Raw genomic sequence first — 26,475 nt, 5'->3', positions numbered from 1 at the left:
GGCTCCGCTGCCCGCCGCCTGCCCGCTCGCTCAGACGTCGATGTTCGCCGCCCTGAGCGCGTTCTGCTCGATGAACTCGCGCCGCGGCTCGACCTCGTCGCCCATCAGCATCGTGAACACGCGGTCGGCCTCGATCGCGTCGTCGATCTGCACGCGCAGCAGGCGCCGCACGTTCGGGTCCATCGTGGTTTCCCAGAGCTGCTCGGGATTCATCTCGCCCAGGCCCTTGTAGCGCTGTCGCGAGGTGACGCGCTCGGCCTCGCCGATCAGCCACTTCATCGCGATGCGGAAGTCGGCAACCTTCTCTTCCTTGGCGCGCTCGCCTTCGCCGCGCTTGACCACGGCGCCTTCGCCCAGCAGGTCGCGGAAGGTGTTGGCCGCGGTCGCCAGGGCCGCGTAGTCGGCGCCGTGCACGAAGTCCTGCGTCAGCACGCTGCTCTTGATGTTGCCGTGGTGGCGGCGGCTGATGCGCAGCAGCGGCTTGTCGGTGCGGGCGTCGAACTCGCTCGCCACCTCGGCCGGTTCGCCGTTGTCGCCGAGCTCGCGCAGCTTGGCCTGCAGCGCGACCGCCGAGGCCTCGGCCGCCGCCGTGGTGTCGAGGTCGAGCGACACGCCGTCGGCGATCGCGCGCAGCGCGGCGGCATCCATGAAGGCGCCGAGGCGCGCGATCACGGCCTGCGCCAGCTGGTGCTTGCGCGCCAGCTCGGCCAGCGTGTCCCCGGTCAGCGTGACGGGGTTCGGGCCGCCGGTCTCGATGCTGGCTTCCTTGAGCGCCACCTTGAGCAGGAAGGCGTCGAGCGCCGGGCCGTCCTTGAGGTATTGCTCTTCCTTGCCGACCTTGACCTTGTAGAGCGGGGGCTGCGCGATGTAGATGTGGCCGCGCTCGACCAGCTCGGGCATCTGGCGGTAGAAGAAGGTCAACAGCAGCGTGCGGATGTGGGCGCCGTCGACGTCGGCGTCGGTCATGATGATGATGCGGTGGTAGCGCAGCTTGGCGACGTTGAAGTCGTCCGCGCCGCCGCCCGCGCTGGTGGCGCCGGCCCGGCCGATGCCGGTGCCCAGGGCCGTGATCATCACGAGGATCTCGTTGCTGGTCAGCAGCTTCTCGTAGCGCGCCTTCTCGACGTTGAGGATCTTGCCGCGCAGCGGCAGGATGGCCTGGAACTTCCGGTCGCGGCCCTGCTTGGCGGACCCGCCGGCGGAGTCGCCCTCGACCAGGTAGACCTCGCACAGCGCCGGGTCCTTTTCCTGGCAGTCGGCCAGCTTGCCCGGCAGGCCCATGCCGTCGAGCACGCCCTTGCGGCGCGTCATCTCGCGCGCCTTGCGTGCGGCCTCGCGCGCACGGGCCGCCTCGACGATCTTGCCGCAGATGATCTTGGCGTCGTTCGGACGCTCCTGCAGGTATTCGGTGAGCAGGCGGCCGACGATGTCTTCCACCGGTGCGCGCACCTCGCTCGACACCAGCTTGTCCTTGGTCTGGCTCGAGAACTTGGGCTCGGGCACCTTCACGCTCAGCACGCAGCACAGGCCTTCGCGCATGTCGTCGCCCGTGACCTCGACCTTGGCCTTCTTGGCGAACTCGTTCTCTTCGATGTACTTGTTGATGACCCGCGTCATCGCGGCGCGCAGGCCCGTGAGGTGGGTGCCGCCGTCACGCTGCGGGATGTTGTTCGTGAAGCACAGCACCTGCTCGTTGTAGCCGCTGTTCCACTGCATCGCCACCTCGATGCCGATGTGGGTGCCGGGAATGCCGCCGTAGGTATCGGCCGGCTTTTCGCCCGCCGCGTAGAACGAGTTCGGATGCAGGACCGTCTTGCCCTTGTTGATGAACTCCACGAAGCCGCGCACGCCGCCGGCGCCCGAGAAGTCGTCTTCCTTGCCGGTGCGCTCGTCGAGCAGGCGGATGCGCACGCCGTTGTTGAGGAAGCTCAGCTCGCGCAGGCGCTTGCTGAGGATCTCGTAGTGGAAGTCCGAGTTCTCCTTGAAGATCTCGGTGTCGGGCAGGAAGTGCACCTCGGTGCCGCGCTTGTCGGTGTCGCCGACGATCTTCATCGGCGAGACCTCGACGCCGTTGACCTGCTCCAGCAGGCGGTTCTGCACGAAGCCGCGGCTGAACTCGAGCTCGTGGATCTTGCCTTCGCGGCGCACGACCAGGCGCAGCTTGATGCTCAGCGCGTTCACGCAGCTCACGCCGACGCCATGCAGGCCGCCCGAGACCTTGTAGCTGTTCTGGTTGAACTTGCCGCCCGCGTGCAGCTCGGTCAACGCGATCTCGGCTGCCGAGCGCTTGGGCTCGTGCTTGTCGTCCATCTTGACGCCGGTCGGGATGCCGCGGCCGTTGTCGGTGACGGAGATCGAGTTGTCGCTGTGGATGGTCACGACGATGTCGTCGCAATGGCCTGCCAGGGCCTCGTCGATCGAGTTGTCGACCACCTCGAACACCAGGTGATGCAGGCCGGTGCCGTCGGAGGTGTCGCCGATGTACATGCCCGGGCGCTTGCGCACCGCCTCCAGCCCCTCGAGGATCGTGATGGAGCCTTCGCCGTACGAGGTGTCACCGGCCGCAGGCAGCTCGATCGGAATCGCGCTTTCGATCTCGGGGATGTAGACCGGTTCGGTGTGCGGCACTTCCGGCTTGTTTTCTTCGCTCATCAGACTCTTTCTCTCTGGCACCAGGACTGCGGCGCCTTCTGTTCGGGAGATACCGCGGAACCGGCTCTGCCGGGCCGCTGGTATCGCCCCCTGCAAGGGGGTGGGCGGCTACACGCAGTGAGCCAACCTGGGGGTGTGCTAAATGCGCATCGGCATCACGACGTACTTGAACGAGGCGTTCTCGGGAATCGTGATCAGCACCGAGCTGTTGGAGTCGGCCAGGTCGAGCTTGACCATGTCCTGCCCCATGTTGGAGAGCGCATCGATCAGGTAGGTGACGTTGAAGCCGATCTCGATCGCGTCGCCGCCGTAGTCGATGTCGAGCTCGTCCTGCGCCTCTTCCTGCTCGGCATTGCTCGAGGCGATGCGCAGGGTGCCGGGCTCGATGTTGAGCCGCACGCCCTTGAACTTCTCGGAAGTCAGGATCGCGGTGCGCTGCAGGCTGGCCAGGAGCGGCGCGCGGCCCAGCGTGACCGTGTTCTTGTGGGTCTTGGGGATCACGCGGTTGTAGTCGGGGAACTTGCCCTCGACCAGCTTGGTGACGAACTCCATGCCGCCGAAGCTGAACTTGGCCTGGTTGTTCGCGAACTGCATCTCGATCGCGCCCTCGGCGTCGGACAGCAGGCGCTGCATCTCGAGGACGGTCTTGCGCGGCAGGATCACTTCCTGGCGCGGCACCTCGACATCGAGCGTGGCCGAGGCGAAGGCCAGGCGATGGCCGTCGGTGGCGACCAGGCTCAGCTGCTTGCCTTCGGCGACGAACAGGATGCCGTTGAGGTAGTAGCGGATGTCGTGTACCGCCATCGCGAACGAGACCTGGCTCAGCAGGTCCTTGAGCGTCTTCTGCGGCACGCTGAACACCGGCCCGAAGTTGGCCGATTCCTGCACCAGCGGAAAGTCCTCGGCCGGCAGCGACTGCAGCGTGAAGCGGCTCTTGCCGCCCTTGAGCACCAGCTTGCTCGCGCTCGACTCGAGGCTCACGGTCTGGTCGGCCGGCATGGTGCGCAGGATGTCGATCAGCTTGCGGGCACCGATGGTGGTGGTGAAGTTGCCGTCGTCCCCGCCAAGCTCGGCATGGGTGCGGATCTGGATCTCGAGGTCGCTGGTGGTGAGCTGCAGCTGGCCGCCGGTCTTGCGGATCAGGACGTTGGCCAGGATCGGCAGGGTGTGGCGCCGCTCCACGATGCCCGCCACCGACTGCAGCGCGGCCAAAACCTTGTCCTGGGTAGCCTTCAAAACGATCATGTCTTACCTCTTCCTCGTTTCTTTAGTTCAATTCGGTCGTCGTCGATAAGGGGCCGCCCTGCACAGGGCGCCGGCCATTTTCGGTGATCGTCAGCCCTTGAGCGTCTGCTCCAGCACATGCAGCTGCTGATTCAGCTCGGTGAGCTGCTGGCGCTCGCCGGAGATCTTGCGCACCGCATGCAGCACGGTCGTGTGGTCGCGGCCGCCGAACAGCTCGCCGATCTCGGGCAGGCTCTTCTGCGTCAGCTCCTTGGCCAGGTACATCGCGATCTGGCGCGGCCGCGCGATCGAGGCCGGCCGCTTCTTCGAATACATGTCGGCGACCTTGATCTTGTAGTAGTCGGCCACCGTCTTCTGGATGTTCTCGACCGAGATCTGCCGGTTCTGGATCGACAGCAGGTCGCGCAGCGCCTCGCGCGCCAGGGCGATGGAGATCTCCTTCTGGTTGAAGCGCGAATAGGCGAGGATCTTGCGCAGCGCGCCTTCGAGCTCGCGCACGTTGGAGCGCACGTTCTTGGCAACGAAGAAGGCGACTTCCTCGGGCATCTCGGCGCTCTCGGCGCGCGCCTTGTTGATCAGGATCGCCACGCGCATCTCGAGTTCGGGCGGCTCGATCGCCACCGTGAGACCCGAATCGAAGCGCGAGACCAGCCGTTCGTGGATGTCCGCGAGGCCCTTGGGGTAGGTATCGCTGGTCATCACGATGTGCGACTTCTTGGCCAGCAGGGCCTCGAAGGCGTTGAAGAATTCTTCCTGCGTGCGGTCCTTGTTGGCGAAGAACTGGACGTCGTCGATCAGCAGCAGGTCGAGCGAGTGATAGCGCTCCTTGAACTCGTCGAAGGTCTTGCGCTGATAGGCCTTGACCACATCCGAAACGAATTGCTCGGCATGGATGTAGAGAACTTTGGAATCCGGACGGTCCGCAAGCAAGCGGTTACCCACAGCGTGCATCAGGTGGGTCTTGCCGAGGCCGACGCCGCCGTAGATGAAAAGCGGGTTGTAAAGGTGCCCCGGCATGCCGGCCACGTGCATCGCCGCGGCGCGCGCCATGCGGTTGGCCGTGCCTTCCACCAGCGTGTCGAAGGTGAGGCCCGAATTGAGCCGGTTCTTGAACGCGGCGGCCGCCAGATCCTCGCCCGGTGCGGCGATGTCGCGCGGCACGTCGGTGTCGGCCACAATGGCAATCGATGCAGGCCGTGCAACGATTTCCCGAGGAGCAAGCGCTAACTCGATAGTCACTGGCTGGCCATAGAGCTTCTCCGCCATGGAGGCGATCTTGCCGGCGTACTGGGCCCGGATCCAGTCGAGCTTGAAGCGGTTGGCCACGAAGACCGTGACCCGCGAAAGATCATCCGCGACCTGTGCGGTCAGGGGCTTGATCCAGGTGTTGAACTGCTGTTCGGACAGCTCCTGTGCGAGCTGGTCGACACAGGCCTGCCAAAGGCTGTCGCCTATGCCTTCACTCGGCATGGGTGCTCTGAAAAGTGGTTTGTCCCTCGGCCATCTTCCGTCTTGGTGTTGTGGATAGTCGCACCCGCGATGCGCCGCCGATTCTAACTTGTCAAAACCTTATCCACACCGTCGCGAGGCCAGGGAAAGCACGCGGCAGACGCGCCCCGGATTGTGCAGGCCTTGAAACTTTGCGATAATCGCGGGTTTCCCTGAAAACCTCTTTCTTGTGTTTCGGGGTATCGACAGATCCGGGCCTCAATCTGGACATCATCCGGAGGGCTTCCCGCCTTCCTGCCGGTCACCCGGTGAATCAGGAAATTAATCATGAAACGCACTTACCAAGCTTCCAAAGTCCGCCGCGCCCGTACCCACGGCTTCCTGGTCCGCATGAAGACCCGTGGCGGCCGCGCCGTGATCAACGCTCGCCGCGCCAAGGGCCGCAAGCGCCTGGCCGTCTAAGGCTCGTCGGCGCCGTTGCCAGTCGACCCGTCGCCGCCTTCAGCGTCTGACGGCGTTTCGCGGTCGGCCTCCATGCAGCGGCTCAAGACGCGCGCGCAATTCCAGGCCGTCCTCGCCGGTGCCACCGTGGCGCGCACAGCCCACTTCGCACTGCACCGCTGCGCGCTCGCCGCGCCGGGCGGGACCGAATCGCTGTTCTCCGCCGATGACGTGTGGCTGGGCGCGATGGTTCCCAAGCGCTGGGCCCGCCGTGCGGTCACCCGCAACGCGATCAAACGCCAGATCTACACCGTGAGTGCTGCCGTCGTCGAATCGCTGCCGCGCGCGGCGCACGTGGTGCGCCTGCGGGCGGCCTTCGATCGCCAGAAATTCGTCAGCGCGAGTTCCGACGCGCTGAAGGCCGCCGTGCGCGCCGAACTCCAGCAACTGCTGGAACGGGCCGCAACGGCGCGCGCATGATGAAGCGGTTGCTGATCGGCCTCGTCAAGGGCTACCGCCTGCTGCTGAGCCCCTGGCTCGGCCAGTCCTGCCGCTTCGAGCCGACCTGCTCGGTCTACGCCATCGGCGCACTCGAGCAGCACGGCGCCGCCAAGGGCAGCTATCTCACCCTGCACCGCATCGCACGCTGCCAGCCCTGGTGCGAGGGCGGCCACGATCCGGTGCCTCCCCCGAAGGCGCGGCAGTCGGCAAAGCAGCCGGCATCGCTGTTCTCCTTTCTCTCTTCCGACGACAAGAAGTCATCTTCATGAACGATATCCGCCGCACCATCCTGTGGGTGATTTTTGGTTTCTCGCTGGTGATGCTGTGGGACCAATGGCAGGTCTTCAACGGCCACAAGCCGACCTTCCTGCCTTCCGCCCACACGGCCGCTCCGGCCGAGACGCCGGGCACGCCCGCGGCCAGCAACGGCGTGCCTGCCGCGGCGGGCGCGACCGGAACCGCGGGCGCCGTGCCGGTCCAGGGCGCAGCGCCCGCCATCGGCGAGAAGGTCACTATCTCGACCGACCTCTTCAAGGCGACCATCGACGGTGAGGGCGGCACGCTGTCCGAACTGCAGCTGCTCAAGTTCCTGGACCAGACCAACAACGGCGGCCTGATCGAATGGGTGCGCCATCTGTTCGGCATGCCGGTGCCCAAGAACGAAGTGCGGCCCGTGATGCTGATGGAGAACGGTTCGCCCGCCACGCGCTACGTGGCCCAGACCGGCCTGCTCAACACGGTGGAGACCGGCGAGCGCTTCCCGAACCACCTGAGCCTGATGACCGCGCGTCCCGGCCCGCGTGAACTGGCGGAAGGCCAGGACAAGCTCGACGTCGTCTTCGAATCGCAGCCCGTCGGCGGCCTGAAGTACGTCAAGACCTACAGCTTCCAGCGCGGCGACTACTCGATCCGGGTCAACCACCAGGTCGTGAACGTCAGCGACAAGCCGCTCGACCCGCAGCTCTACCTGCAGTTCACGCGCCACGGCACGGTCGCCGCAGGCACCATGTTCGGCACCAACACCTTCACCGGCCCGGCCATCTACACCGAGCAGAAGAAGTTCCAGAAGATCGACTTCAGCGCCATCGCCAAGGGCAAGGTCGAGCTTCCCGCGCCCACCGACAACGGCTGGGTGGCAATGGTGCAGCACTACTTCGTCGCGGCCTGGCTGCTCAACGTGCCCGGCAGCGAAAAAGCAATCCAGCGCGAGTTCCGCGTCGCCGACCTCGGCAACAACCTGTTCTCGATCGCCATGGTGCTCAAGCTGCCGCAGCTCGCGCCGGGCGCCGCGCAGACGGTCGCCAGCAACCTGTTCGCCGGCCCCGAAGAAGAGAAGATGCTCGAGTCGCTCGCGCCGGGCCTCGACCTGGTGAAGGACTACGGCATCTTCGCGATCATCTCGAAGCCGCTCTACTGGCTGCTGCACAAGCTGCACGGCATCCTCGGCAACTGGGGCTGGGCGATCGTGGCGCTGGTGGTGCTGCTCAAGGCCGCCTTCTACTGGCTCAATGCCAAGGCCTACGCCAGCATGGCCAAGATGAAGGCCATCAATCCGAAGATCATGGAGATGCGCGAGCGGCTCAAGGACAAGCCGCAGGAGATGCAGCAGGAGATGATGCGCATCTACCGCGAGGAAAAGGTCAACCCGATGGGCGGCTGCTTCCCGATCCTGATCCAGATCCCGGTCTTCATCGCGCTCTACTGGGTGTTGCTGTCGTCGGTCGAGATGCGCCACGCGCCCTGGATTTTGTGGATCCATGACCTGTCGGCACCCGATCCGTGGTTCATCCTGCCGGTGGTGATGACCGCCACCTCGCTCTTCCAGACCTGGCTGAACCCGACGCCGCCGGACCCGATGCAGGCCAAGCTGATGTGGATCATGCCGCTGGCCTTCAGCGTGATGTTCATCTTCTTCCCGGCCGGCCTGGTGCTCTACTGGATCACCAACAACGTGCTGTCGATCGCGCAGCAGTGGTTCATCAACAAGCGCCTCGGCGTGCTGGGCAATCCGCCCAAGCTGCAGAAGCTGGCCAAGCCTGCGAAGTAGGTCCGCCAACCATCCCGACCCAGGGCCGCGAAAGCGGCCCTTTTTGCTGGAAGAATCCCGATCCATGCTCGCACGCACCGCAGACCCGATCGTCGCCATCGCCACCGCCTCCGGCCGGGCCTCGGTCGGCATCGTGCGGGTGTCCGGCCGCGATCTCCTCCCGCTGGTGGTCGCGCTGTGCGGCCGCCCGCTGCGCCCGCGCGAAGCCAGCTACCTGCCTTTTCGCGATGCCGACGGGTCGGCCATCGACCGCGGCCTGGCGCTGCACTTCCCGGCCCCGCATTCGTTCACGGGCGAGGACGTCTTCGAGCTGCAGGCCCATGGCGGCACCGTGGTGCTCCAGCTGCTGCTGGCGCGCCTGCTGGCGGCCGCAGCCGAGATCGACCCCGCCACGGGCAAGCCACGCCTCGCCGGCCTGCGCGTGGCCGAGCCCGGCGAGTTCAGCCAGCGCGCCTTCCTCAACGGCAAGATCGACCTGGCCCAGGCCGAGGCCATCGCCGACCTGATCGACGCCAGCACCGAGGCCGCGGCGCGCAGCGCCAGCCGCTCGCTGTCGGGCGCGTTCTCGGCCGAGATCCAGACCCTGCTCGAGGCGCTGGTGCGCCTGCGCATGCTGGTCGAGGCGACGCTGGACTTTCCCGACGAGGAGATCGACTTCCTGCAGGAAGCCGACGCCGCGGGCCAGCTGCTCGCGCTCCAGGTGCAGCTGGCCGAGGTGCAGGAGCGGGCGCGCCAGGGTGCACTGCTGCGCGAAGGCATCAAGGTCGTGATCGCCGGGCAGCCCAACGCGGGCAAGAGCTCGCTGCTCAACGCGCTCGCGGGCGCCGAGCTCGCAATCGTCAGCGCCGTGGCCGGCACCACGCGCGACGTGGTCTCGCAGACCATCCAGATCCAGGGCGTGCCGCTGCACGTGGTCGATACCGCCGGCCTGCGCGAGAGCAGCGACGAGGTCGAGCAGATCGGCATCGCGCGCGCCTGGGGCCAGATCGAGGACGCCGACGCGCTGCTCTTCCTCCACGACCTCACGCGCAGCGCCACGCCGGCCTATGCCGAGGCCGATGCGCAGATCGCCGCGCTGCTGGCGCGCCGGTTGCCGCGTTCGGTCCCGGTGATCGACGTCTGGAGCAAGCTGGACGCCGCCACCGGCGAGGCGCCGGGCCAGGGCGTGGCGCTGTCGGCCCGCACCGGCGAAGGCATCGAGCGCCTGCGCCAGCGGTTGCTCGAGGCGGCGGGCTGGCACGCGGTGCCCGAAGGCGTCTACCTGGCGCGTGCCCGCCACGTGCAGGCGCTCGCGCGGGTCGAGGACCACATCGCACAGGCCTCCGGCCACCTCGCGGCCCAGGCACGACTGCTCGACCTGCTGGCCGAGGAGTTGCGGCTGGCCCAGAACGCACTGAACGAAATCACCGGCGAATTCGGCGCCGACGACTTGCTCGGCGTGATCTTTTCCCGCTTTTGCATCGGCAAGTGATCAACAAATGTCTCATTCTGTGACATCTGTCACCGCACATTTGACGTTTCGCGGATACTTCTGACGCACAGCAGGGGCTATATCGATGTCATCCAGCATTCAGGATCTTTGCCGCGCCATCGCGCAGAACACCAGCTACGACGCCTTTGCGCCAGCGCTCACGGCGCAGCAATGGGAAACCGTGGCCGGTTATCTGCAGCCCTTCGATCTTGCCGCCGGCCAGGTCCTGATCGACCAGGGTGCCCAGGACCGCACGGTGTTCTTCATCGAGAGCGGTGCCCTCAGCGTCCACCTGATCGGCGACAAGGGGCAGATGCAGCTTGCGATCCTGAACCCGGGCTCGGTGGTCGGCGAAGGCTCCTTCTTCTCGCGCGCGCCGCGCTCCGCCAACGTGGTCGCCACCGGCGCCGCGCGCGTCTGGCGCATGACCGCCATCCGCTTTGCCGAGCTGTCGAACCGGCAGCCCACGCTCGCGCTGGAGCTCACAATGGGTCTGGGCGCCGTGATCGCCAAGCGCATGGTGAACAAGCCCAAGCGCGTCGCGGTCACCTGAAGCACTGCGATGACGCAGGCATGTGCGGACTGCCGCACGGAAAACCGCGATGGCGCCAAGTTCTGCAAAGGCTGCGGCCGTCGCCTGCAGGCGCTGCGGCCGACGCCGCCCGGCCCCCCCGCGGGCGAAGAGGAGGAATGGCCAGCGACCCAGCAGATGAGCCGGGCCGCCGAGTTGCCGGCTCCGCCTTCGATCCCGAAGCCCAAGGCGCCCTCGCAGGCCGAACGGCAGGCTGAAGAAGAAGCCCTGGCCGCTGTGCCGGCATTTCGCAGCGAGCGCGAATTCACCCGGCCGATCCAGCGTCACCAGCCCCAGCGCGCGCCGCGCAGGCGGCACGCTGACCGGCATCCGCTGCGCCGTGCGGTCGTCGGACTGCTGGCGGTCGCGGCGCTGGCGAGCGCAGCCTTCTGGTATTTCTCGGGACCGGCGCCTTCACCCGCTCCCGTGCTGGCATCCGTGAGCCCCCCGCCGCCGACGCCGCCTGCGGCATCGGCGCCCGAATCCGCAGCCGCGGTCGTTGCGACATTGCCACCATCGAGCGGAACTGCCGGCACGGCCGCCATGCTGGACCCGACCCCCTCGCCGGCTGTCGTCGAACCACCCGCCGAAGTGCTCAAGGCCGAGGCCGCACCGACGCCGCCCGCCAAGCCCAGCCCCGCACGAACCCGCAAGCCGGCGCCGCCGCCGCCACCCGCGCCGGTCGTGGTTCCGCCGCCTCCTGCTCCCGAGCCGCCTGCGCCCGCCCCTGCGCCGCCGCCGCCGCCGACGCCGCAGGCCCAATGCGCCGGCATGAACTTCATCGCCCGTGCCCAATGCATGGCAACGCAGTGCGCAAGGCCCGAGATGCGCGCCCATGCCCAGTGCGAGGCCGTGCGCCGGCAGCAGCAGATCGAAGAGGAAAAGCGCAATCCCACGCTGCTGAACTGAGCCGCGACGGGCGCGGCCCGGCACTCACGACCGCGAGTGCCGCGGGGCGCCGATCCCCGTGCAGCGGGCGGTCGCGAGGGGCCCTGTCTTCAACCCTTCTGCAGCTTGTCGACCGCCATCGCGAGCGCGGCGGGCCGGCCCGACAGCACCAGCGTGTCGCCGTCGGCCAGCAGCATGTCGTCGCCGACCGCCGAAGCCATGCCGTCGCGCCGCCGCAGGCTGACGACGCGCACGCCCAGGCCGCCCAGCGCCAGCGCGGCCAGCGGCTGGCCGATGGTGCGCGCGCCGGTCGACAGCGTGAAGCTGTTGAGCCGCTCGTTCTCGATCTCGTCGGCGTTGTCGTCGTCGGCGCCGTGGAAGTAGCCGCGCAGCAGGTTGTAGCGCTCGTCGCGCTGGTCCTGCACCACGCGGATCACGCGCCGCATCGGCACACCGACCAGCGCCAGCGCATGGCTGGCGAGCATCAGCGAGCCTTCGATGGCCTCGGGCACCACCTCGGTCGCGCCCGCGGCCTGCAGCTTCTCGAGATCGCGGTCGTCGCGCGTGCGCACGATCACCGGCACCTGCGGCGCATGGGCGCGCGCATTGGCCAGCACCTTGAGCGCGCCGCCCACGTCCTGGTAGGTCACGACCAGCGCGCTGGCCCGCGCGAGGCCCGCGGCCATCAGCGCCTGCAAGCGCGAGGCATCGCCGAACACCACCGAATCGCCGGCGGCCGCCGCCTGTCGCACACGATCGGGATCGAGGTCCAGCGCCAGGTAGGCAATGCCCTCGCGCTCCAGCATGCGCGCCAGGTTCTGGCCGCAGCGCCCGTAGCCGCAGATGATCACGTGCTGCGCCGTGTTGATGGTCTTGCGCGCGATGCTGGTCATCTGCAGCGACTGCTGCAGCCAGTCGCTCGCGACCAGCTTCCGGACGATGCGGTTGCTATACATGATGATGAAGGGCGTCGCCAGCATCGACAGCACCATCGAGGCCAGCACCGGATTGGCAAGCCAGGGCGGCAGCAGGTTCTTGTCCTGCGCCAGCGCCAGCAGCACGAAGCCGAATTCGCCGGCCTGGGCGAGGTAGAGGCCCGTGCGCAGCGAGACCCCCGCCGTGGCGCCGAGCCCGCGCGCCAGGGCTGTGACCAGCACCAGCTTGAAGGCCAGCGGCAGCAGCAGCAGCGCCGCCACCAGCGCCCATCGCTCGACCACCACGTGCCAGTCGAGCGACATGCCGATGGTGATGAAGAACAGCCCCAGCAGCACGTCGTGGAAGGGCCGGATGTCGGTCTCCACCTGGTGCTTGAACTCGGTCTCCGACACCAGCATGCCGGCCACGAAGGCGCCCAGCGCCAGGCTCAGGCCGGCCAGCTCGGTCAGCCAGGCCAGGCCCAGCGTGATGAGCAGCAGGTTCAGCATGAACAGCTCGTCGCTGCGGCGCCGCGCCACCAGCGTGAGCCACCAGCGCATCACGCGCGGGCCGCCGTAGAGGAGCACCGCGATCAGGAAGCCGGCCTTCAGCAGCGCGATGCCGAGTGCCTTGAACAGCGTCTCGGGCGGCGCGCCGAGCGCCGGGATCAGCACCAGCAGCGGCACCACGGCCAGATCCTGGAACAGCAGCACGCCCATCACGCGCTTGCCGTGCTCGCTGTCGAGCTCGAGCCGCTCGGCCATCAGCTTGACCACGATCGCCGTGCTGCTCATCGTGAGCGCCCCGGCGAACACCAGCGCGGTCTGCCAGTTGAGCTTCCAGGCCGCCGGCAGCCAGGTCGAGATCAGCAGCGCACCCGCGGTGGCGATCGAGATCGTCAGCAGCACCTGCGCCATGCCGAGACCGAAGACGTGCCGTCGCATGGCGCGCAGCTTGGGCAGGCTGAACTCGAGGCCGATCACGAACATCAGGAACACCACGCCGAACTCGCCCAGGTGGCGGATGCCTTCGGAGTTCTGCGCCAGCGCCAGCGCGTGGGGACCGATCAGCACGCCGGCCGACAGGTAGCCCAGCATCGGCGGCAGCCGCAGCGACCGGCAGATCACCACGCCGATCACCGCAGCGAGCAGATACATCAACGTGAGATCGAGCGAGGACATGCCCGATGCTAGCAACAGCCTTGCCCGCCTCGCGCGCCAATTCGAGGCGATGGCCGCCCGGGCCATGGGCGGCCGATAAAATCCCGCAATGAGCTCCCGCCCCCCCGCGACCCCTGCGACCAATCCCGACGCGCTGCTGGCACGCGCCCGCACGACCTTCGACATCGAGGCGGCAGCGGTACTGGGCCTCAAGGCGCGGCTGGGGCCCAGCTTCCCCGAGGCGGTTCACAAGATCCTCGAGGTGCGCGGCCGCGTGGTCGTGATGGGCATGGGCAAGAGCGGCCACGTGGGCCGCAAGATCGCCGCCACGCTGGCCTCCACGGGCACGCCCGCGATGTTCGTGCATCCGGCGGAGGCCAGCCACGGCGACCTCGGCATGATCAAGGCGGTCGACCTGGTGCTCGCGATCTCCAACAGCGGCGAGGTCGAGGAACTCACCACCATCCTGCCCGTGGTCAAGCGCCAGGGCGTGCCGCTGATCGCGATCACCGGCCGCCAGGATTCCACGCTGGCCCGCCATGCGGACATCGTGCTCGACAGCGGCGTCGAGAAGGAAGCCTGTCCGCTGAACCTCGCGCCGACCGCCAGCACCACGGCGCAGATGGCACTCGGTGACGCGCTCGCGGTGGCGCTGCTCGATGCGCGCGGCTTCGGCACCGAGGACTTCGCACGCTCGCATCCGGGCGGCGCGCTGGGCCGCAAGCTGCTGACCCACGTCGGCGACGTCATGCGCTCGGGTGACGAGGTCCCGCGGGTCGGTCCCGACGCCGGCCTCAGCGAGATCATGCGCGAGATGAGCGCCAAGGGCCTGGGCGCCACCGCGGTGGTCGGTGCCGACGGCCGCGCCATCGGCATCTTCACCGACGGCGACCTGCGCCGACAGGTCGAGACCGGCGCCGACCTGCGCGCCCTGACCGCGCTCGACGTGATGCACGCCAATCCGCGCACCCTGCGCGCCGAGGCCCTGGCCGCCGAAGCGGCCGACCTGATGGAGCAGCACCGCATCACGAACGTGCTGGTGGTCGATGCCGGGGGCCTGCTGGTCGGTGCGCTCAGCATCAACGACCTGATGCGCGCGAAGGTCATCTGATGGCCGCCCTCAAATTCAGGCCCGAGACCCTGCTCGCGGCCCAGGACATCCGGGTCGCCTTCTTCGACATCGACGGCGTGCTGACCGATGGCGGCATCTACTTCACCGAGCACGGCGAAACCCTCAAGCGCTTCAGCATCCTCGACGGGCTGGGCCTCAAGCTGCTCCGCAGCGCCGGCATCACGCCGGCCGTGATCACCGGCCGCGATTCCAAGCCCCTGCGCGCCCGCCTCGAGGCGCTGGGCATCGACCAGGTGCGCTACGGCACCGAAGACAAGCTGCCGGCCGCCGAAGCCATGCTGGCCGCGCTCGGCTTCGACTGGTCGCAGGCCGCGGCCATCGGCGACGACTGGCCCGACCTGCCGGTGCTCGGGCGCGTGGCCTTCGCGGCGGCGCCGGCCAACGCCCACGCCGAGGTGCGTGCCATCGCGCGCCACGTCACCACGGCGCGCGGCGGCGAGGGCGCGGCGCGCGAGTTCTGCGACCTGCTGCTGCTGGCCGGCGGCCACTACGGCCGGCTGCTCGAGCAGGCGCGGGGCGCGCGCGCATGAAGGCGGCCTGGCGCCTGCTGCGCGACGCCTTCGATCGCCTGACGATCTACCTGCCGATCATCCTGACCGCGGTGCTCGCGCTCGGCACCTACTGGCTGGTGCGCAACGCGCCCGAGATGCTCGTGCCGCAGGCCAAGGAAGAGCCGACGCACGATCCCGACTACTTCATGCGCGGCTTCTCGGTGAAGAACTTCCTGCCCAACGGCGACCTGCGCAGCGAACTGTTCGGCAAGGAAGGCCGCCACTACCCCGACACCGACACGCTCGAGGTCGACGACGTGCGCTGGCGCTCCATCTCCGACGAGGGCCTGGTCACCCACGGCTCGGCCAAGCGCGGGCTTTCCAACGGCGACGGCACCGAGATCCAGCTGTTCGGCGATGCCGTGATCGTGCGCGATGCCGCCAAGGCGCCCAACGGCACGCTGCTGCCGCGGCTCGAATTCCGCGGCGAGTTCCTGCATGCCTTCCTCGACACCGAGCGGGTCAAGTCGAACAAGCCGGTCACGCTGACGCGCGGCAGCGACACCTTCACGTCCGACTCGATGGACTATGACAGCCTGAGCGGCGTCGCCAACCTGCAGGGACGCGTGCGCGGCGTGCTGACGCCGTCGCCGCCCAAGCCACCGGCCGCCGCCAAGCCCGCGCCGGCGCCCGCCAGGCCGGCTGCCGCAGCACCCCGGCCGGCCGCGACGCCCAAGCCCTGAAACATGGCCGACGCGCAAGCCCGCCCCCTGGCCTTCATCACAGGTGCCTCGAGCGGCATCGGCCAGGCCCTGGCCGCGCGCTTCCACGCCGCCGGCTACGACCTGGCGCTGGTCGCGCGCCGGACGGCCGAGGTCGAGGCCTGGGCCACGGCGCAGGCACTGGATGCCAATCGCTGGCGGGTCTACGGTGCCGACGTGGCCGTCACCGACAGCATCGTGGCCGCCGGCGCTGCCTGCATCGCGCAGCAGGGAGTGCCCGACGTGGTGATCGCCAACGCCGGCATCAGCATCGGCATCGACACCGCGCAGCGCACCGATCTCGACGTGATGGCGCGGCTGCTGGCCGTCAACAACGTCGGCCTGGCTGCCACCTTCCATCCGTTCGTCGCCGCGATGGCGGCGCGCGGCAGCGGGCGCCTGGTCGGCATCGCGAGCGTCTCGGCGATCCGCGGGCTGCCAGGTCACGGCGCCTATTGCGCCAGCAAGGCGGGCGTCGTCGCCTATTGCGAGAGCCTGCGCGGCGAGTTGCGCGCCAGCGGCGTGAAGGTGGTGACGCTGCTGCCGGGCTACGTCGACACGCCGCTCACGCGCGGCAACCGCTACCCGATGCCCTTCCTGCTGGCACCCGAGGCGTTCGCCGAGCGTGCCTTCCGCAGCATCGAGGCGGGCAGCAGCTACCGCGTGATCCCGTGGCAGATGGGCCTGGTCGCCAAGCTGCTGCGGCTGCTGCCGAACCCGCTGTTCGACCGCCTGTTCCAGGGCCGAGGCCGCAAGCGCCGCGAAGGCGAGCAATGAAAAAAGGCTCCCGTCGGGAGCCTTTTTTTTGATGCAGAGCGCAGCGGATCAGTAGCCGCTGTTGCCGCCATTGCCACCGCCGCCGTAGCCACCGCGGCCACCGCCGCCGCCACGCGGGCCGGCACCGTAGGGGCTGCGGAAACCGCCATCGCCACCGCCGCCGCCGCTGCGACCACCGCCACCGCCGTAACCGCCGCCGCCGCCGCTGCGACCACCACCGCCGCCGCCATAGCCGCCGCCGCCACCACCGCCGTAGCCGCCACCACCACCGCCGCCGTAGCCGCCACCGCCACCACCGTAGCCACCGCTACGGGGGGGACGCGCCTCCATGGGACGCGCTTCATTGACGACGACGCTGCGGCCGCCGAGCGGCTGGCCGTTCATGCCGTTGATCGCGGCCTGGGCTTCCGCATCGCTGCCCATTTCGACGAAGCCGAAGCCCTTGGAACGGCCGGTGTCGCGCTCCATCATGACCTTTGCGCTCGTCACTGCACCGAATTGGCCGAAGGCCTGCTCGAGATCACCGTCGCGCACCGAGTAGGGCAGATTGCCGACGTACAGTTTGTTGCCCATCAAGGGACTCCTATAAACACATCAATAAAAGCGATGGAGTCCCGAGAGCAGCAACACGACGAGAATCCGCCGGGTTGCGCGAAACTGACCGATCACCGATTCGCCCGCCCCGCTGAAATTTGGAGGAAGGCTCGCGCATTATGAGTGAAATGCAAGTCTTGCAAGTAGGAATTTGCACTGAATGCGGCCGCCCCATTTCACCAAAAGTCAGCGCTCGCTTACATCCGTAGGTTGCTGGCCGGGTCGCGTTGATCGACCGCTGCCGTGCCGCATATACTTCCCGCCAGGCGCCGATTTGCTCAGCTTGCGGGCGCTTTACAAATGCAGCTAAAGACGGATGCCCGACCCGGCTCGTTTTTGGCGAGGCCGGGTTTTTTCATTCATGTCATTCGTCGTCACTTCCCAATCGATGCAGTTCGCCGGGCCATTGGCCCTGCGCAGCGGCGCATCGATCAACCACTACACGCTCGCCTACGAAACCTACGGCGAGCTCAACGCCGAGCGCAGCAATGCGGTGCTGGTCTGCCACGCCCTCAATGCATCGCACCACGTGGCCGGCGTCTACGCCGACCAGCCGAAGTCGGAAGGCTGGTGGGACAACATGATCGGTCCCGGCAAGCCCGTGGACACCGACCGCTTCTTCGTCATCGGCGTCAACAACCTCGGCTCCTGCTTCGGCTCCACCGGACCGATGCACGACAACCCTGCGACCGGGCGCGCCTACGGCGCCGATTTCCCTGTTGTGACGGTCGAGGACTGGGTCACGGCGCAGGCGGTGCTGCTCGATGCGCTGGGCATCAAGACGCTCGCGGCCGTGATGGGCGGCAGCCTGGGCGGCATGCAGGCGTTGTCGTGGACGCTGCAGTATCCCGACCGCGTGCGCCATGCCGTCGTGATCGCGAGCGCGCCGAGCCTCACGGCGCAGAACATCGCCTTCAACGAAGTGGCGCGGCGCGCGATCGTCACCGACCCCGACTTCAACGGCGGCCACTTCTACGAGCACGGCGTGATCCCGCGGCGCGGCCTGCGCATCGCGCGCATGATCGGCCACATCACGTACCAGAGCGACGACGTGATGAACGAGAAGTTCGGCCGCGCCCTGCGCAGCGCGGTCGAGGGCAGCGCCGCGAACACCGAGTTCCTCTATTCCACGCAGGAAGTCGAGTTCCAGATCGAGAGCTACCTGCGCTACAACGGCGACAAGTTCAGCGAGTACTTCGACGCCAACACCTACCTGCTGATCACGCGCGCGCTCGACTACTTCGATCCGGCGCGCGCGCACGGGGGCGACCTGCGCGCAGCCCTGGCCCAGGCCAGCGCCAAGTTCCTGCTCGTGAGCTTCAGCACCGACTGGCGCTTCTCGCCGGCGCGCAGCCGCGAGATCGTGAAGGCGCTGCTCGACAACCGCCGCAACGTGAGCTATGCCGAGATCGACGCCCCGCACGGCCACGATGCCTTCCTGCTCGACGACGTGCGCTACATGAGCGTGGTGCGCTCCTACTTCGAGCGCATCGGCATGTCGCTGGCGCAAGGCGCGCTGCAGGGAGCCGCCGCATGAGCGACATCTCGACCCAGCAGCTGATCGCCCGCCTGGTGCCCGAAGGCGCGCGCGTGCTCGACCTCGGCTGCGGCGACGGTTCGCTGCTCGACCTTCTGCAGCGCGAGCGCGGCTGCAGCGGCTACGGCGTGGAGATCGCCGACGGCAACGTGCTGCAGTGCGTGCGCCGCGGCGTCGACGTGATCCAGCTCAACCTCGACGAAGGCCTGGCGCTGTTCGACGATGCCTCGTTCGACGTCGTGCTCCAGATCGACACCCTGCAGCATTTGCGCAATGCCGAGGTGATGCTGCGCGAGACCGCGCGCGTGGGCCGCATCGGCATCGTCGCCTTCCCGAACTTCGCGCACTGGCCCAACCGCATCAGCATCGCGCGCGGCCGCATGCCCGTGACGCGCCGCCTGCCCTACCAGTGGTACGACACGCCCAACATCCGCGTCGGCACCTTCAAGGACTTCGAGGTGCTCGCGCACAAGAACCGGCTGCGCGTGCTCGACGCCTTCGGCCTGCAGGACGGCCGCGAGGTGCGCTGGCTGCCGAACGCGCGCGCGAGCACCGCCGTGTTCAAGTTCGAACGCGGCTGAACCGCCGCGCGGACGATGCCGTTCACGCTCTCGGCGCCGCGCCACAGCGAGCTGGTCATCAGGAAGAGCCGCTTCATCGGCTGCGTGCGGGCGGTCGAGGACCGCGCCGCGGCCCAGGCCGAGGTCGACGCACTGCGGCGCGCCCATCCGGGCGCCGCGCACGTGTGCTGGGCCCTGATGGCCGGGGGCCAGTCGGCCGCCAACGACGACGGCGAGCCCGGCGGCACGGCCGGCCGGCCGATGCTCGAGGTGCTGCGGCATCACGAGCTCGAAGGTGTTCTGGCCACCGTGGTGCGCTACTTCGGCGGCGTCAAGCTCGGCGCCGGCGGCCTGGCGCGCGCCTACACCGACAGCATCGCGAGCGCGCTGGCCGATGCCGAGCGCGTACCGTTGCTGCGCCAGCGCCGGCTGCACGCCGCCGTGCCCTATGCGCTTGAGGGCCTGCTGCGGCGCGAACTCGCGGCAGCCGGCGCGACGATCGCGCAGGTGCGCCACGACAGCCTCGTGCATTTCGAGTTCAGCCTGCCCGAGCCGGCCGCCGCGGCCTTCATCGCCGCACTCGACGATGCTGCGCAAGGGCGCGTCGCCTGGCTGCCGGCGTGAGCCGGCGCGGCGGCGGCGCTGCGGCCGGCGCGATGCCGATCGACAGCAGGCCGCGCGCGGCACCGGTCGGATACACCGCCCCATCTTCATCGCGCGGTCGACGCGCCATCTCCGCCGTGACGATGCCGGTCGGCACCGCGAGCACGCCCCAGCCCAGCAGCATCATCACCGAGGCGATGGCGCGGCCGATGTCGGTCTTGGGCACCAGGTCGCCGAAGCCCACCGTGGCCATCGTCGAGATCGCCCAGTAGACCGCGACCGGAATGCTCGTGAAGCCGTGCACCGGCCCTTCGACCACGTACATCAGCGTGCCCATCACCAGCACCACCAGCATCACGAAACCGACGAAGACCGTGATCTTGCGGCGGCTGGCCGCCACCGCGCTCACCAGCACGCGGTATTCGGCCGAATAGCGCGACAGCTTGAAGATGCGGAACACGCGCAAGAGCCGCAGCACGCGCACGTCGATCAGGTAGGCCAGCTCGGGCGTGAAGGTGGCGAGGAAGGTCGGCAGCACCGCCAGCAGATCGATCACGCCGTAGAAGCTCGTCGCGTAGCGCCAGGGATGGCGCACGCAGGCCAGCCGGCCCAGGTACTCGAGCGCGAACAGCACCGTGAAGACCCATTCGAGCACGCCGAAGACCGGCCCCGCACGCTGCCGGATCGGCTGCACGCTGTCGAGGATCACGACCGTGACGCTGGCCACGATGACGGCGATCAGGACCAGGTCGAACAGGCGTCCGGCGCGCGAGCCCGATTCGAAGATCACCGAGAACAGCGTGCGCCGCCAGCCGCGGTCGGGCTTGCCGAGCTGCGCATCCGAATCGTCGAGCGTCTCGTCGATCGGGCCGTGGGAAGACTGCGTCATCGAACCTGCCATGGAAAAACCTCTATGACGAATTGGAAAGTTCTCATAAACCCTTGCTTCGCGTCTTATTCAGTTACGCCTCTTGCGCAATGAAGTGCCGTGGTGCGAAATGTCGTTCTTACGATAGACCTTTTGAGGAGCTACCCATTGGCCACACAGTCCCCCTTCTTCGGCAAGCGTGATCGCGAAGCCGAAAATCTCACCTCCCGTCCCGCGCCGCTGATGGGTTCGAGCACCAATCTCTCTGGCACGCCGGTCAGCCCGTCGACCCTCACCACCCAGGCCGCCAACGCGGTCGCCAGCAGTGCACTGCCCAAGGAAGGCGGCAGCAAGCTCACCGTCGGCCCGAACATCAAGCTCAAGGGCGTCGAGATCACCGATTGCGACACGCTGGTGGTCGAAGGCCTGGTCGAGGCGACGATGGATTCGCGCGTCATGCAGATTGCCGAGCAGGGCGCCTTCAAGGGTTCGGCCGAGATCGACATCGCCGAGATCCGCGGCCTGTTCGACGGCAACCTGACCGTGCGCGAAAAGCTGGTGATCCATTCCACCGGCAAGGTCACGGGCAAGATCCGCTACGGCAAGATCGTCGTCGAGGAAGGCGGCCAGCTGTCGGGCGAGATCAGCTTCGGCACCTCGCCGTCGAGCGCGGCCAAGCCCGCGCTGCAGGCCGCCGCGGCCTGAGCCACACCCCGCGTCAGGCGCCGGCCGCTCAGGCCAGCCGCTCGATCAAGGCACCCGCAGCCGCCGGTGCCTTTTCTTTTGCGCCGTTGATGAAGAAGATGAAGACGTCGAGCGACTTGACGGCCTTGGGCGCCGGAGCGCCCTCGATACGGGGCAGCGCGGCCGGCGTCTTGCCCGCAGCCCATTCGCGCGCCTGCGCGGCCCAGGTGTCGAGCGCCTTCGGTGCGTAGCCGCTCTTGAGATTGGCGTCGCTCATCATCAGGCGTGCATAGACGAAGTCGGTGCTCGGGTCGGCGAAGGACGGAAACTTGTCGGAGTCGGTGAACACCGAAGCCACCTGGTGGTGGCGCGCGAGCGCGAGGTACTCCGGCGTCTTGAAGCTCTCGTGGCGCACGTCCATCACATGGCGCAGCGCGCGGCTGCCGACCTTCTTCGGCAGCAACTCGAGGAAGGCCGCGAAATCGTCGGGCTCGAAAGCCTTGGTCGGCATGAACTGCCAGACGATCGGCCCGAGCTTGTCGCCGAGCTCGGCGATGCCGCTGTCGACGAAACGTGCGATCGAGTCGCCCGCGCTGGCGAGCAGCTTGCGATTGGTGGCGTAGCGCGAGGCCTTGAGCGAGAACATGAAGTCCTCGGGCGTCTCGTCGTGCCACTTTCGGAAGCTGGCCGGCTTCATGGTGCTGTAGTAGGTGCCGTTGACCTCGATCGCCGTGAGCTGCCGGCTCGCATAGGCGAGCTCCTTCGCATGCGGCAGCCCGGCCGGGAAGAAGTTGTCGCGCCAGGGCTCGTAGGTCCAGCCGCCGACGCCCACGCGGATGCGATCGATGCGGCGAGCCGGGGCTGCCGTGGAAGCATCGGCCGCAGCGGCGGATGGCTTGGCTTTGCGCGTGGTCATGGCGTCCTCCGAGTCATGTGGCGGGGCCCGCCTTTTTATCCCAAGACGCACTAACATGGTCGGTCCACCCCGCGGAGATTCCCACAATGAATGCCCCCCTCCACCGCGAAATGCCCGCCGGCCTGCTCGACGCCGGCCGCGCGCTGTCCGACGTGTCCGAACGATGGGACCGCGACATCGTCGGGCAGCTCACCGACTACATCGCGATTCCCGCCAAGTCGCCAGGCTTCGACCAGCAGTGGTCGCAGAACGGCTATCTGGAGACCGTGCTGCGCAATGCCGCCGCCTGGGTCGAGGCCCAGAAGGTCGAAGGCCTGAAGCTCGAGATCGTGCGCCTCGAAGGCCGCACACCGGTGCTGTTCTTCGAGATCGCCGGCACCGGCACCGACATGCGCGAGACCGTGCTGATGTACGGCCACCTCGACAAGCAACCCGAGTTCACCGGCTGGCGCAACGACCTCGGCCCCTGGACGCCCAAGTACGAGGACGGCCTGCTCTACGGCCGCGGCGGCGCCGACGACGGCTATGCGGTCTACGCCAGCATTGCGGCCGTGCAGGCGCTCAAGGCCCAGGGCGCGGCCCATCCGCGCATCGTCGGCCTGATCGAGACCTGCGAGGAATCGGGCTCCTACGACCTGCTGCCCTACGTCGACGCGCTGCGGCCGCGCCTGGGCGAGGTCTCGCTCGTGATCTGTCTCGATTCGGGCGCCGGCAACTACGACCAGCTGTGGCTCACGACCTCGCTGCGCGGCATGGCCAACGGCACGCTGAAGGTCGAGATCCTCACCGAGGGCGTGCACTCGGGCGACGCCTCTGGCCTCGTGCCCTCCAGCTTTCGCATCATGCGGCAGGTGCTCGACCGCCTCGAGGACAGCAAGAGCGGACGCCTGCTGCCCGAAAGCTTCCATTGCGAAGTGCCGGCCGAACGGCTCGCCCAGGCGCGCGCCACCGCCGCGATCCTCGGCGACGAGGTCTACAAGCGCTTCCCGTGGGCCCACTACGACTGCGGCGGTGCCAGCACCTTCGCGCTGCCGACCACCACCGACCCGGTCGAGGCGCTGCTCAACCGGACCTGGAAGCCGACGCTGTCGGTCACCGGCGCCGAGGGCTTCCCGGCATTGAAGGACGCCGGCAACGTGCTGCGGCCCTACACCGCCTTCAAGCTCTCGCTGCGGTTGCCGCCGCTGGTGGATGCCGCCGAGGCCGTGCAGAAGCTCAAGCACCTGCTCGAGGACAACGCGCCCTACCAGGCCAAGGTGACCTTCGACAACGCCGGCGGCGCCACGGGCTGGAACGCGCCCGACACCGCACCCTGGTTCGAAAGTGCCCTGCACGCGGCATCGCGCGCCCACTTCGGCGCCGACTGCGGCTACATCGGCCAGGGCGGCACGATCCCGCTCATGAACATGCTGAGCCAGGGCTTCCCGAAGGCGCAGATGATGGTCTGCGGCGTCCTCGGCCCGAAAAGCAATGCGCACGGTCCGAACGAATTCCTGCACGTGCCCTACGCCAAGAAGCTCACGGCGGCCGTGGCCGAGGTGATCGCCGCGCTGCCGGCCGCGCGGGCCGCCGCCGCTTGAAGACGCTGCGCACGCCCGACGGCGAGGCGCTGGCTCTTCGCGAGTGGCCGCTGGCAGGCGCGACGAAGCCGCGCGCCGTCGTCGTGCTGGTGCACGGCCTCGGCGAGCATTCGGGTCGCTACCGCGAGGTGGCGGCCTGGCTCAACCGGCGGGGCTTCACGGTGCGCGGCGCCGACCATCACGGCCACGGAACCTCGAGCGGCGCGCGCGGCGGTCTGCCGCATTCGCAGCGCCTGCTCGACGACCTCGCGCTGGTCATCGACGACACGCGCCGTGCCTTCCCCGAGATCCCGCTGATCCTGCTCGGCCACAGCCTCGGCGGCCTGGTGGCGGCGAGCGCGGTGGCGCGGGGACTTCGGCCGGTGGATGCCCTGGTGCTGTCGTCGCCGGCACTCGATGCCGGGCTCAGCGGCTTCCAGAAGCTGCTGGTCGCCACCCTGTCGCGGCTGGCACCTGGCCTGCGCGTGGGCAACGGGCTCGATGCCGATTTCCTCTCGCACGACCCGGCGATTGCCAAGGCCTACCGCGCCGATCCGCTGTGCCACGACCGCATCGGCGCCCGGCTGGCGCGCTTCCTGGCCGACGAGGGCGCGCGCGTGCAGGCCACCGCACCCGGCTGGCAGGTGCCCACCCTGCTGATCTTCGCGGGCGACGACCGGCTCGTGAATCCCGCCGGCAGCCGTGCCTTCGCGGCCGCGGCGCCGGCCTCGTTGGTGCGCAGCGTGGAGTTTCCTTCGCTCTATCACGAGATCTTCAACGAGCGCGAGGCCGAGCCCGTGTTCGATGCGCTCGGGGCCTGGCTCGACGCGCGGTTTCCGCCGGCCTAGCGTTCGTCGTGCCTACCGCACGGCTTCTGAACTCCGGCGCCGGCGCCGGAGCAGCCACAACAGGGCCGCCGCGGTCAGTGCCACCGGCACCAGCGAGCCGAGGTTCAGCAGTTGCCAGCCCTGTGTCGTGACCAGCACGCCCGATGCCAGCGAGGTCACGGCGAGCGTGGCGAAGACACAGAAGTTCAGCGCCCCCTGGGCACGGTCCTTCTCCTCGGGCGCGTAGGCCTGGAGCGACAGCGTGGTGCTGCCCGTGAAAAGGAAGTTCCAGCCCACGCCGAGCAGGAACAGCGCGACCAGGAACCGGTGCAGATCGACGCCCGACAGCGCCACCGCGATGCAGCCGGCGTTGAGTGCGAGCCCGACGCCCATCACGGGCAGCGCACCGAAGCGGCGGATCAGGTGACCCGTGAAGAAGCCTGGCGCGAACATGCCGATCACGTGCCACTCGAGCACGAAGGCGATGTCCTCGAACGGCAGGCTGCAGATCTGCATCGCGATCGGCGTCGCCGCCATCAGCAGATTCATGACGCCGAAGCCCAGGGCGCCCGCGACGGCCGCCACGATGAACACCGGCTGGCGCACGATCTCGGCCAGCGGCCGGCCGCCCTGGGCTTCGCTGCGCACGGGCGGCGGCGGGAAATCGATGAAGCGCATCATCGCCATCGCCACCAGCGCGACCGCCGCCAGCGCCAGGTAGGCGCCAGCGAACGGCACGGCAAACCAGTTGCGCGTGAGCGATGCCAGGTTCGGCCCGGCCACGGCGCCGATCAGGCCGCCCGCCATCACGAGCGAGACCGCCTTCTCGCGCCAGTCGGGTGCCGCCAGCTCGGCGGCCGCGAAGCGATAGAGGCTGGCGTTGGCGTTGTAGTAGCCGGCGACCACGGTGGCCAGGCACAGCAGCCAGAAGTTCTGCCACAGCGCCGCCTGCGCGCACAGCAGTGCCGAGCCCAGCGCCACTGCCAGGCCGATCTGGAACGAGCGCCGGCGACCGAAGCGCCTTTGCGTGCGCGCGACCAGCGGGGTGGCGAGCGCGCCGCCCACCACGTAGCCCATCACGGGCAGCGTGGCCATCCAGCCATGCGGTGCCAGCGCCAGCCCCACCAGCCCGTTGATCGCGATGAAGGCAACGTTGTTGGTGAGGAACAGGCCTTGGCAGGCCGTCAGCAGCCAGAGATTTCGGTTCATGGACCCAGCGCAAAGTGGAGGCTGGTTCTAACACGGCGCCGGGCGTGAAAAAGGCGCCTCGCGGGCGCCTTTGCTTCCGGTATCGGGCGGCAGCGAGCCGCGGCGCTCAGCCCTTCTGCAGCAGCCCGCTCAGCGAGGACAGCAGGTCGTCGTTGGTGCCTGCGCCCTCGGCCGGAACCTGGCCCTTGGGGGTCAGGTGGTCGATCAGGGTCGGCAGCAGGGTCGCCAGCATCGGCAGCAGCGTGGCGCTGTTCATGCCGAGCTTCTGCGCGATGCTCGAGATCGTGTCGCTGCCCAGCACCTGGTCGAGCTGCCCGGCCGAGATCGGCGCGTTCTCGCCCTTGCCGACCCACGACTGCACCACGTCGCCCATGCCTGCCTGCTGGAATTTCGAGACTAGGCCGCCGAGCCCGCCCAGTTCGCCGTTGTTGGCGAGCAGGCCGCCGAGCGCACCGGCCAGGCCACCCAGGTCGGGAGAAGCGCCGCCCCCGGCACCGCCCAGCAGTGCGCCCAGATCACCGAGGCCGCCACCGCCTGCCTGCGGCTGCTGTTGACCACCGCCGAGCACCTGACCGAGAACCGAATCGAGCAATCCCATGTGAACCTCCTGAAGTTGT

General features: G+C 68.3%; 26 protein-coding genes. 17 read left to right on the top strand and 9 right to left on the bottom strand.

The annotated features are described in order from the left end of the window. Positions 1 to 30: 30 nt before the first annotated feature. From gyrB to dnaA, 3 genes are all read right to left on the bottom strand, one after another. The gene (gene gyrB / locus QTH87_RS17465) at positions 31 to 2,652 is read right to left on the bottom strand and encodes a DNA topoisomerase (ATP-hydrolyzing) subunit B (RefSeq protein WP_444812803.1); all 2,622 of its coding nucleotides are present in this window, start codon (positions 2,650 to 2,652) and stop codon (positions 31 to 33) included. Between the two features lie 138 nt (positions 2,653 to 2,790). Beyond that, entirely contained in the window at positions 2,791 to 3,897 is a 1,107-nt protein-coding gene (dnaN, locus tag QTH87_RS17460) for a DNA polymerase III subunit beta (protein ID WP_286610950.1), read from the bottom strand. A gap of 90 nt (positions 3,898 to 3,987) precedes the next feature. Then, on the bottom strand, positions 3,988 to 5,367 hold the full coding sequence (dnaA, locus tag QTH87_RS17455) for a chromosomal replication initiator protein DnaA (RefSeq protein ID WP_286610948.1): 1,380 nt from the start codon (positions 5,365 to 5,367) through the stop codon (positions 3,988 to 3,990). A gap of 306 nt (positions 5,368 to 5,673) precedes the next feature. On the opposite strand from dnaA, the gene rpmH reads away from it, so the two are divergent. From rpmH to QTH87_RS17420, 7 genes are all read left to right on the top strand, one after another. Next, on the top strand, positions 5,674 to 5,808 hold the full coding sequence (gene rpmH / locus QTH87_RS17450; protein WP_007834827.1) for a 50S ribosomal protein L34: 135 nt from the start codon (positions 5,674 to 5,676) through the stop codon (positions 5,806 to 5,808). Positions 5,809 to 5,880: 72 nt separating this feature from the next. Next, positions 5,881 to 6,267, top strand: coding sequence for a ribonuclease P protein component (locus tag QTH87_RS17445; RefSeq protein WP_286610946.1), 387 nt, complete (start codon positions 5,881 to 5,883; stop codon positions 6,265 to 6,267). Continuing rightward, positions 6,264 to 6,557, top strand: a complete 294-nt coding sequence (yidD, locus tag QTH87_RS17440) for a membrane protein insertion efficiency factor YidD (protein WP_286610943.1) — start codon at positions 6,264 to 6,266, stop codon at positions 6,555 to 6,557. The genes QTH87_RS17445 and yidD overlap by 4 nt, the downstream gene beginning before the upstream one ends. Beyond that, positions 6,554 to 8,335: a membrane protein insertase YidC gene (gene yidC / locus QTH87_RS17435; protein WP_286610942.1), complete on the top strand. Its 1,782-nt coding sequence runs from the start codon at positions 6,554 to 6,556 to the stop codon at positions 8,333 to 8,335. The genes yidD and yidC overlap by 4 nt, the downstream gene beginning before the upstream one ends. Before the next feature lie 64 nt (positions 8,336 to 8,399). Further along, on the top strand, positions 8,400 to 9,806 hold the full coding sequence (gene mnmE / locus QTH87_RS17430; RefSeq protein ID WP_286610940.1) for a tRNA uridine-5-carboxymethylaminomethyl(34) synthesis GTPase MnmE: 1,407 nt from the start codon (positions 8,400 to 8,402) through the stop codon (positions 9,804 to 9,806). Positions 9,807 to 9,891: 85 nt separating this feature from the next. Next, complete coding sequence (locus QTH87_RS17425; RefSeq protein WP_286610939.1) at positions 9,892 to 10,359, top strand: Crp/Fnr family transcriptional regulator; 468 nt, start codon at positions 9,892 to 9,894, stop codon at positions 10,357 to 10,359. Between the two features lie 9 nt (positions 10,360 to 10,368). Then, complete coding sequence (locus tag QTH87_RS17420) at positions 10,369 to 11,286, top strand: zinc ribbon domain-containing protein (protein WP_286610937.1); 918 nt, start codon at positions 10,369 to 10,371, stop codon at positions 11,284 to 11,286. Positions 11,287 to 11,375: 89 nt separating this feature from the next. Here QTH87_RS17420 and QTH87_RS17415 read toward each other — a convergent pair whose 3' ends face one another. Then, entirely contained in the window at positions 11,376 to 13,361 is a 1,986-nt protein-coding gene (locus QTH87_RS17415; RefSeq protein ID WP_286610935.1) for a cation:proton antiporter, read from the bottom strand. 88 nt (positions 13,362 to 13,449) lie between these two features. Here QTH87_RS17415 and QTH87_RS17410 point away from each other — a divergent pair, with 88 nt between their 5' ends. The 4 genes from QTH87_RS17410 to QTH87_RS17395 are packed head-to-tail and all read left to right on the top strand — an operon-like array spanning position 13,450 to position 16,501. Beyond that, on the top strand, positions 13,450 to 14,451 hold the full coding sequence (locus QTH87_RS17410; RefSeq protein WP_286610933.1) for a KpsF/GutQ family sugar-phosphate isomerase: 1,002 nt from the start codon (positions 13,450 to 13,452) through the stop codon (positions 14,449 to 14,451). Beyond that, positions 14,451 to 15,002, top strand: a complete 552-nt coding sequence (locus tag QTH87_RS17405; protein ID WP_286610932.1) for a KdsC family phosphatase — start codon at positions 14,451 to 14,453, stop codon at positions 15,000 to 15,002. The genes QTH87_RS17410 and QTH87_RS17405 overlap by 1 nt, the downstream gene beginning before the upstream one ends. Continuing rightward, a complete protein-coding gene (lptC, locus tag QTH87_RS17400; protein WP_286610931.1) occupies positions 14,999 to 15,706 on the top strand; it encodes an LPS export ABC transporter periplasmic protein LptC in 708 nt (235 codons plus the stop codon). The genes QTH87_RS17405 and lptC overlap by 4 nt, the downstream gene beginning before the upstream one ends. Before the next feature lie 3 nt (positions 15,707 to 15,709). Then, the gene (locus QTH87_RS17395; protein ID WP_286610929.1) at positions 15,710 to 16,501 is read left to right on the top strand and encodes an SDR family oxidoreductase; all 792 of its coding nucleotides are present in this window, start codon (positions 15,710 to 15,712) and stop codon (positions 16,499 to 16,501) included. 48 nt (positions 16,502 to 16,549) lie between these two features. Here QTH87_RS17395 and rbp read toward each other — a convergent pair whose 3' ends face one another. Next, the gene (gene rbp, locus QTH87_RS17390) at positions 16,550 to 17,074 is read right to left on the bottom strand and encodes an RNA-binding regulator (RefSeq protein ID WP_286610928.1); all 525 of its coding nucleotides are present in this window, start codon (positions 17,072 to 17,074) and stop codon (positions 16,550 to 16,552) included. Positions 17,075 to 17,456: 382 nt separating this feature from the next. On the opposite strand from rbp, the gene metX reads away from it, so the two are divergent. From metX to QTH87_RS17375, 3 genes are read left to right on the top strand one after another with little or no spacing between them, the layout of a single operon-like run. Then, positions 17,457 to 18,632 carry a homoserine O-succinyltransferase MetX gene (gene metX, locus QTH87_RS17385; protein ID WP_286610927.1) on the top strand — a complete coding sequence of 392 codons (1,176 nt, stop codon included), beginning with the start codon at positions 17,457 to 17,459 and terminating at the stop codon, positions 18,630 to 18,632. Further along, positions 18,629 to 19,213, top strand: coding sequence for a methionine biosynthesis protein MetW (gene metW, locus QTH87_RS17380; RefSeq protein ID WP_286610926.1), 585 nt, complete (start codon positions 18,629 to 18,631; stop codon positions 19,211 to 19,213). Before metX ends, metW begins: the two co-directional genes overlap by 4 nt. A 15-nt stretch (positions 19,214 to 19,228) precedes the next feature. Continuing rightward, on the top strand, positions 19,229 to 19,816 hold the full coding sequence (locus QTH87_RS17375; RefSeq protein ID WP_286610924.1) for an IMPACT family protein: 588 nt from the start codon (positions 19,229 to 19,231) through the stop codon (positions 19,814 to 19,816). On the opposite strand, the gene QTH87_RS17370 is transcribed toward QTH87_RS17375, so the two are convergent. Continuing rightward, on the bottom strand, positions 19,761 to 20,684 hold the full coding sequence (locus QTH87_RS17370; protein WP_286610923.1) for an ion transporter: 924 nt from the start codon (positions 20,682 to 20,684) through the stop codon (positions 19,761 to 19,763). The two genes, QTH87_RS17375 and QTH87_RS17370, sit on opposite strands and share 56 nt — an antisense overlap. Positions 20,685 to 20,831: 147 nt before the next feature. Between QTH87_RS17370 and QTH87_RS17365 the strand changes: the two genes are divergently transcribed. Continuing rightward, positions 20,832 to 21,368: a bactofilin family protein gene (locus QTH87_RS17365; RefSeq protein WP_286610921.1), complete on the top strand. Its 537-nt coding sequence runs from the start codon at positions 20,832 to 20,834 to the stop codon at positions 21,366 to 21,368. Positions 21,369 to 21,396: 28 nt separating this feature from the next. Here QTH87_RS17365 and QTH87_RS17360 read toward each other — a convergent pair whose 3' ends face one another. Next, positions 21,397 to 22,263 (bottom strand): DUF72 domain-containing protein, encoded by an 867-nt coding sequence (locus QTH87_RS17360; protein ID WP_286610918.1) that lies wholly within the window; start codon positions 22,261 to 22,263, stop codon positions 21,397 to 21,399. A gap of 86 nt (positions 22,264 to 22,349) precedes the next feature. Between QTH87_RS17360 and QTH87_RS17355 the strand changes: the two genes are divergently transcribed. Together QTH87_RS17355 and QTH87_RS17350 are read left to right on the top strand one after the other, a co-directional pair. Next, positions 22,350 to 23,843 carry a M20 family metallopeptidase gene (locus tag QTH87_RS17355; RefSeq protein WP_286610916.1) on the top strand — a complete coding sequence of 498 codons (1,494 nt, stop codon included), beginning with the start codon at positions 22,350 to 22,352 and terminating at the stop codon, positions 23,841 to 23,843. Beyond that, positions 23,840 to 24,670 carry an alpha/beta hydrolase gene (locus tag QTH87_RS17350; protein WP_286610915.1) on the top strand — a complete coding sequence of 277 codons (831 nt, stop codon included), beginning with the start codon at positions 23,840 to 23,842 and terminating at the stop codon, positions 24,668 to 24,670. The genes QTH87_RS17355 and QTH87_RS17350 overlap by 4 nt, the downstream gene beginning before the upstream one ends. Before the next feature lie 12 nt (positions 24,671 to 24,682). Here the strand turns inward: QTH87_RS17350 and QTH87_RS17345 are convergent, their stop codons facing one another. Together QTH87_RS17345 and QTH87_RS17340 are read right to left on the bottom strand one after the other, a co-directional pair. Further along, positions 24,683 to 25,858 (bottom strand): MFS transporter, encoded by a 1,176-nt coding sequence (locus QTH87_RS17345; protein ID WP_286610913.1) that lies wholly within the window; start codon positions 25,856 to 25,858, stop codon positions 24,683 to 24,685. Positions 25,859 to 25,964: 106 nt separating this feature from the next. Then, on the bottom strand, positions 25,965 to 26,456 hold the full coding sequence (locus tag QTH87_RS17340) for a YidB family protein (RefSeq protein ID WP_286610912.1): 492 nt from the start codon (positions 26,454 to 26,456) through the stop codon (positions 25,965 to 25,967). Positions 26,457 to 26,475: the final 19 nt, after the last annotated feature.

The organism is Variovorax jilinensis, from assembly GCF_030316885.1.
In the GTDB taxonomy this organism is placed as follows: domain Bacteria; phylum Pseudomonadota; class Gammaproteobacteria; order Burkholderiales; family Burkholderiaceae_C; genus Variovorax; species Variovorax jilinensis.
Note: the sequence above shows the minus strand (reverse complement) of the source record. Positions and strands in the feature narration are given on the sequence as shown.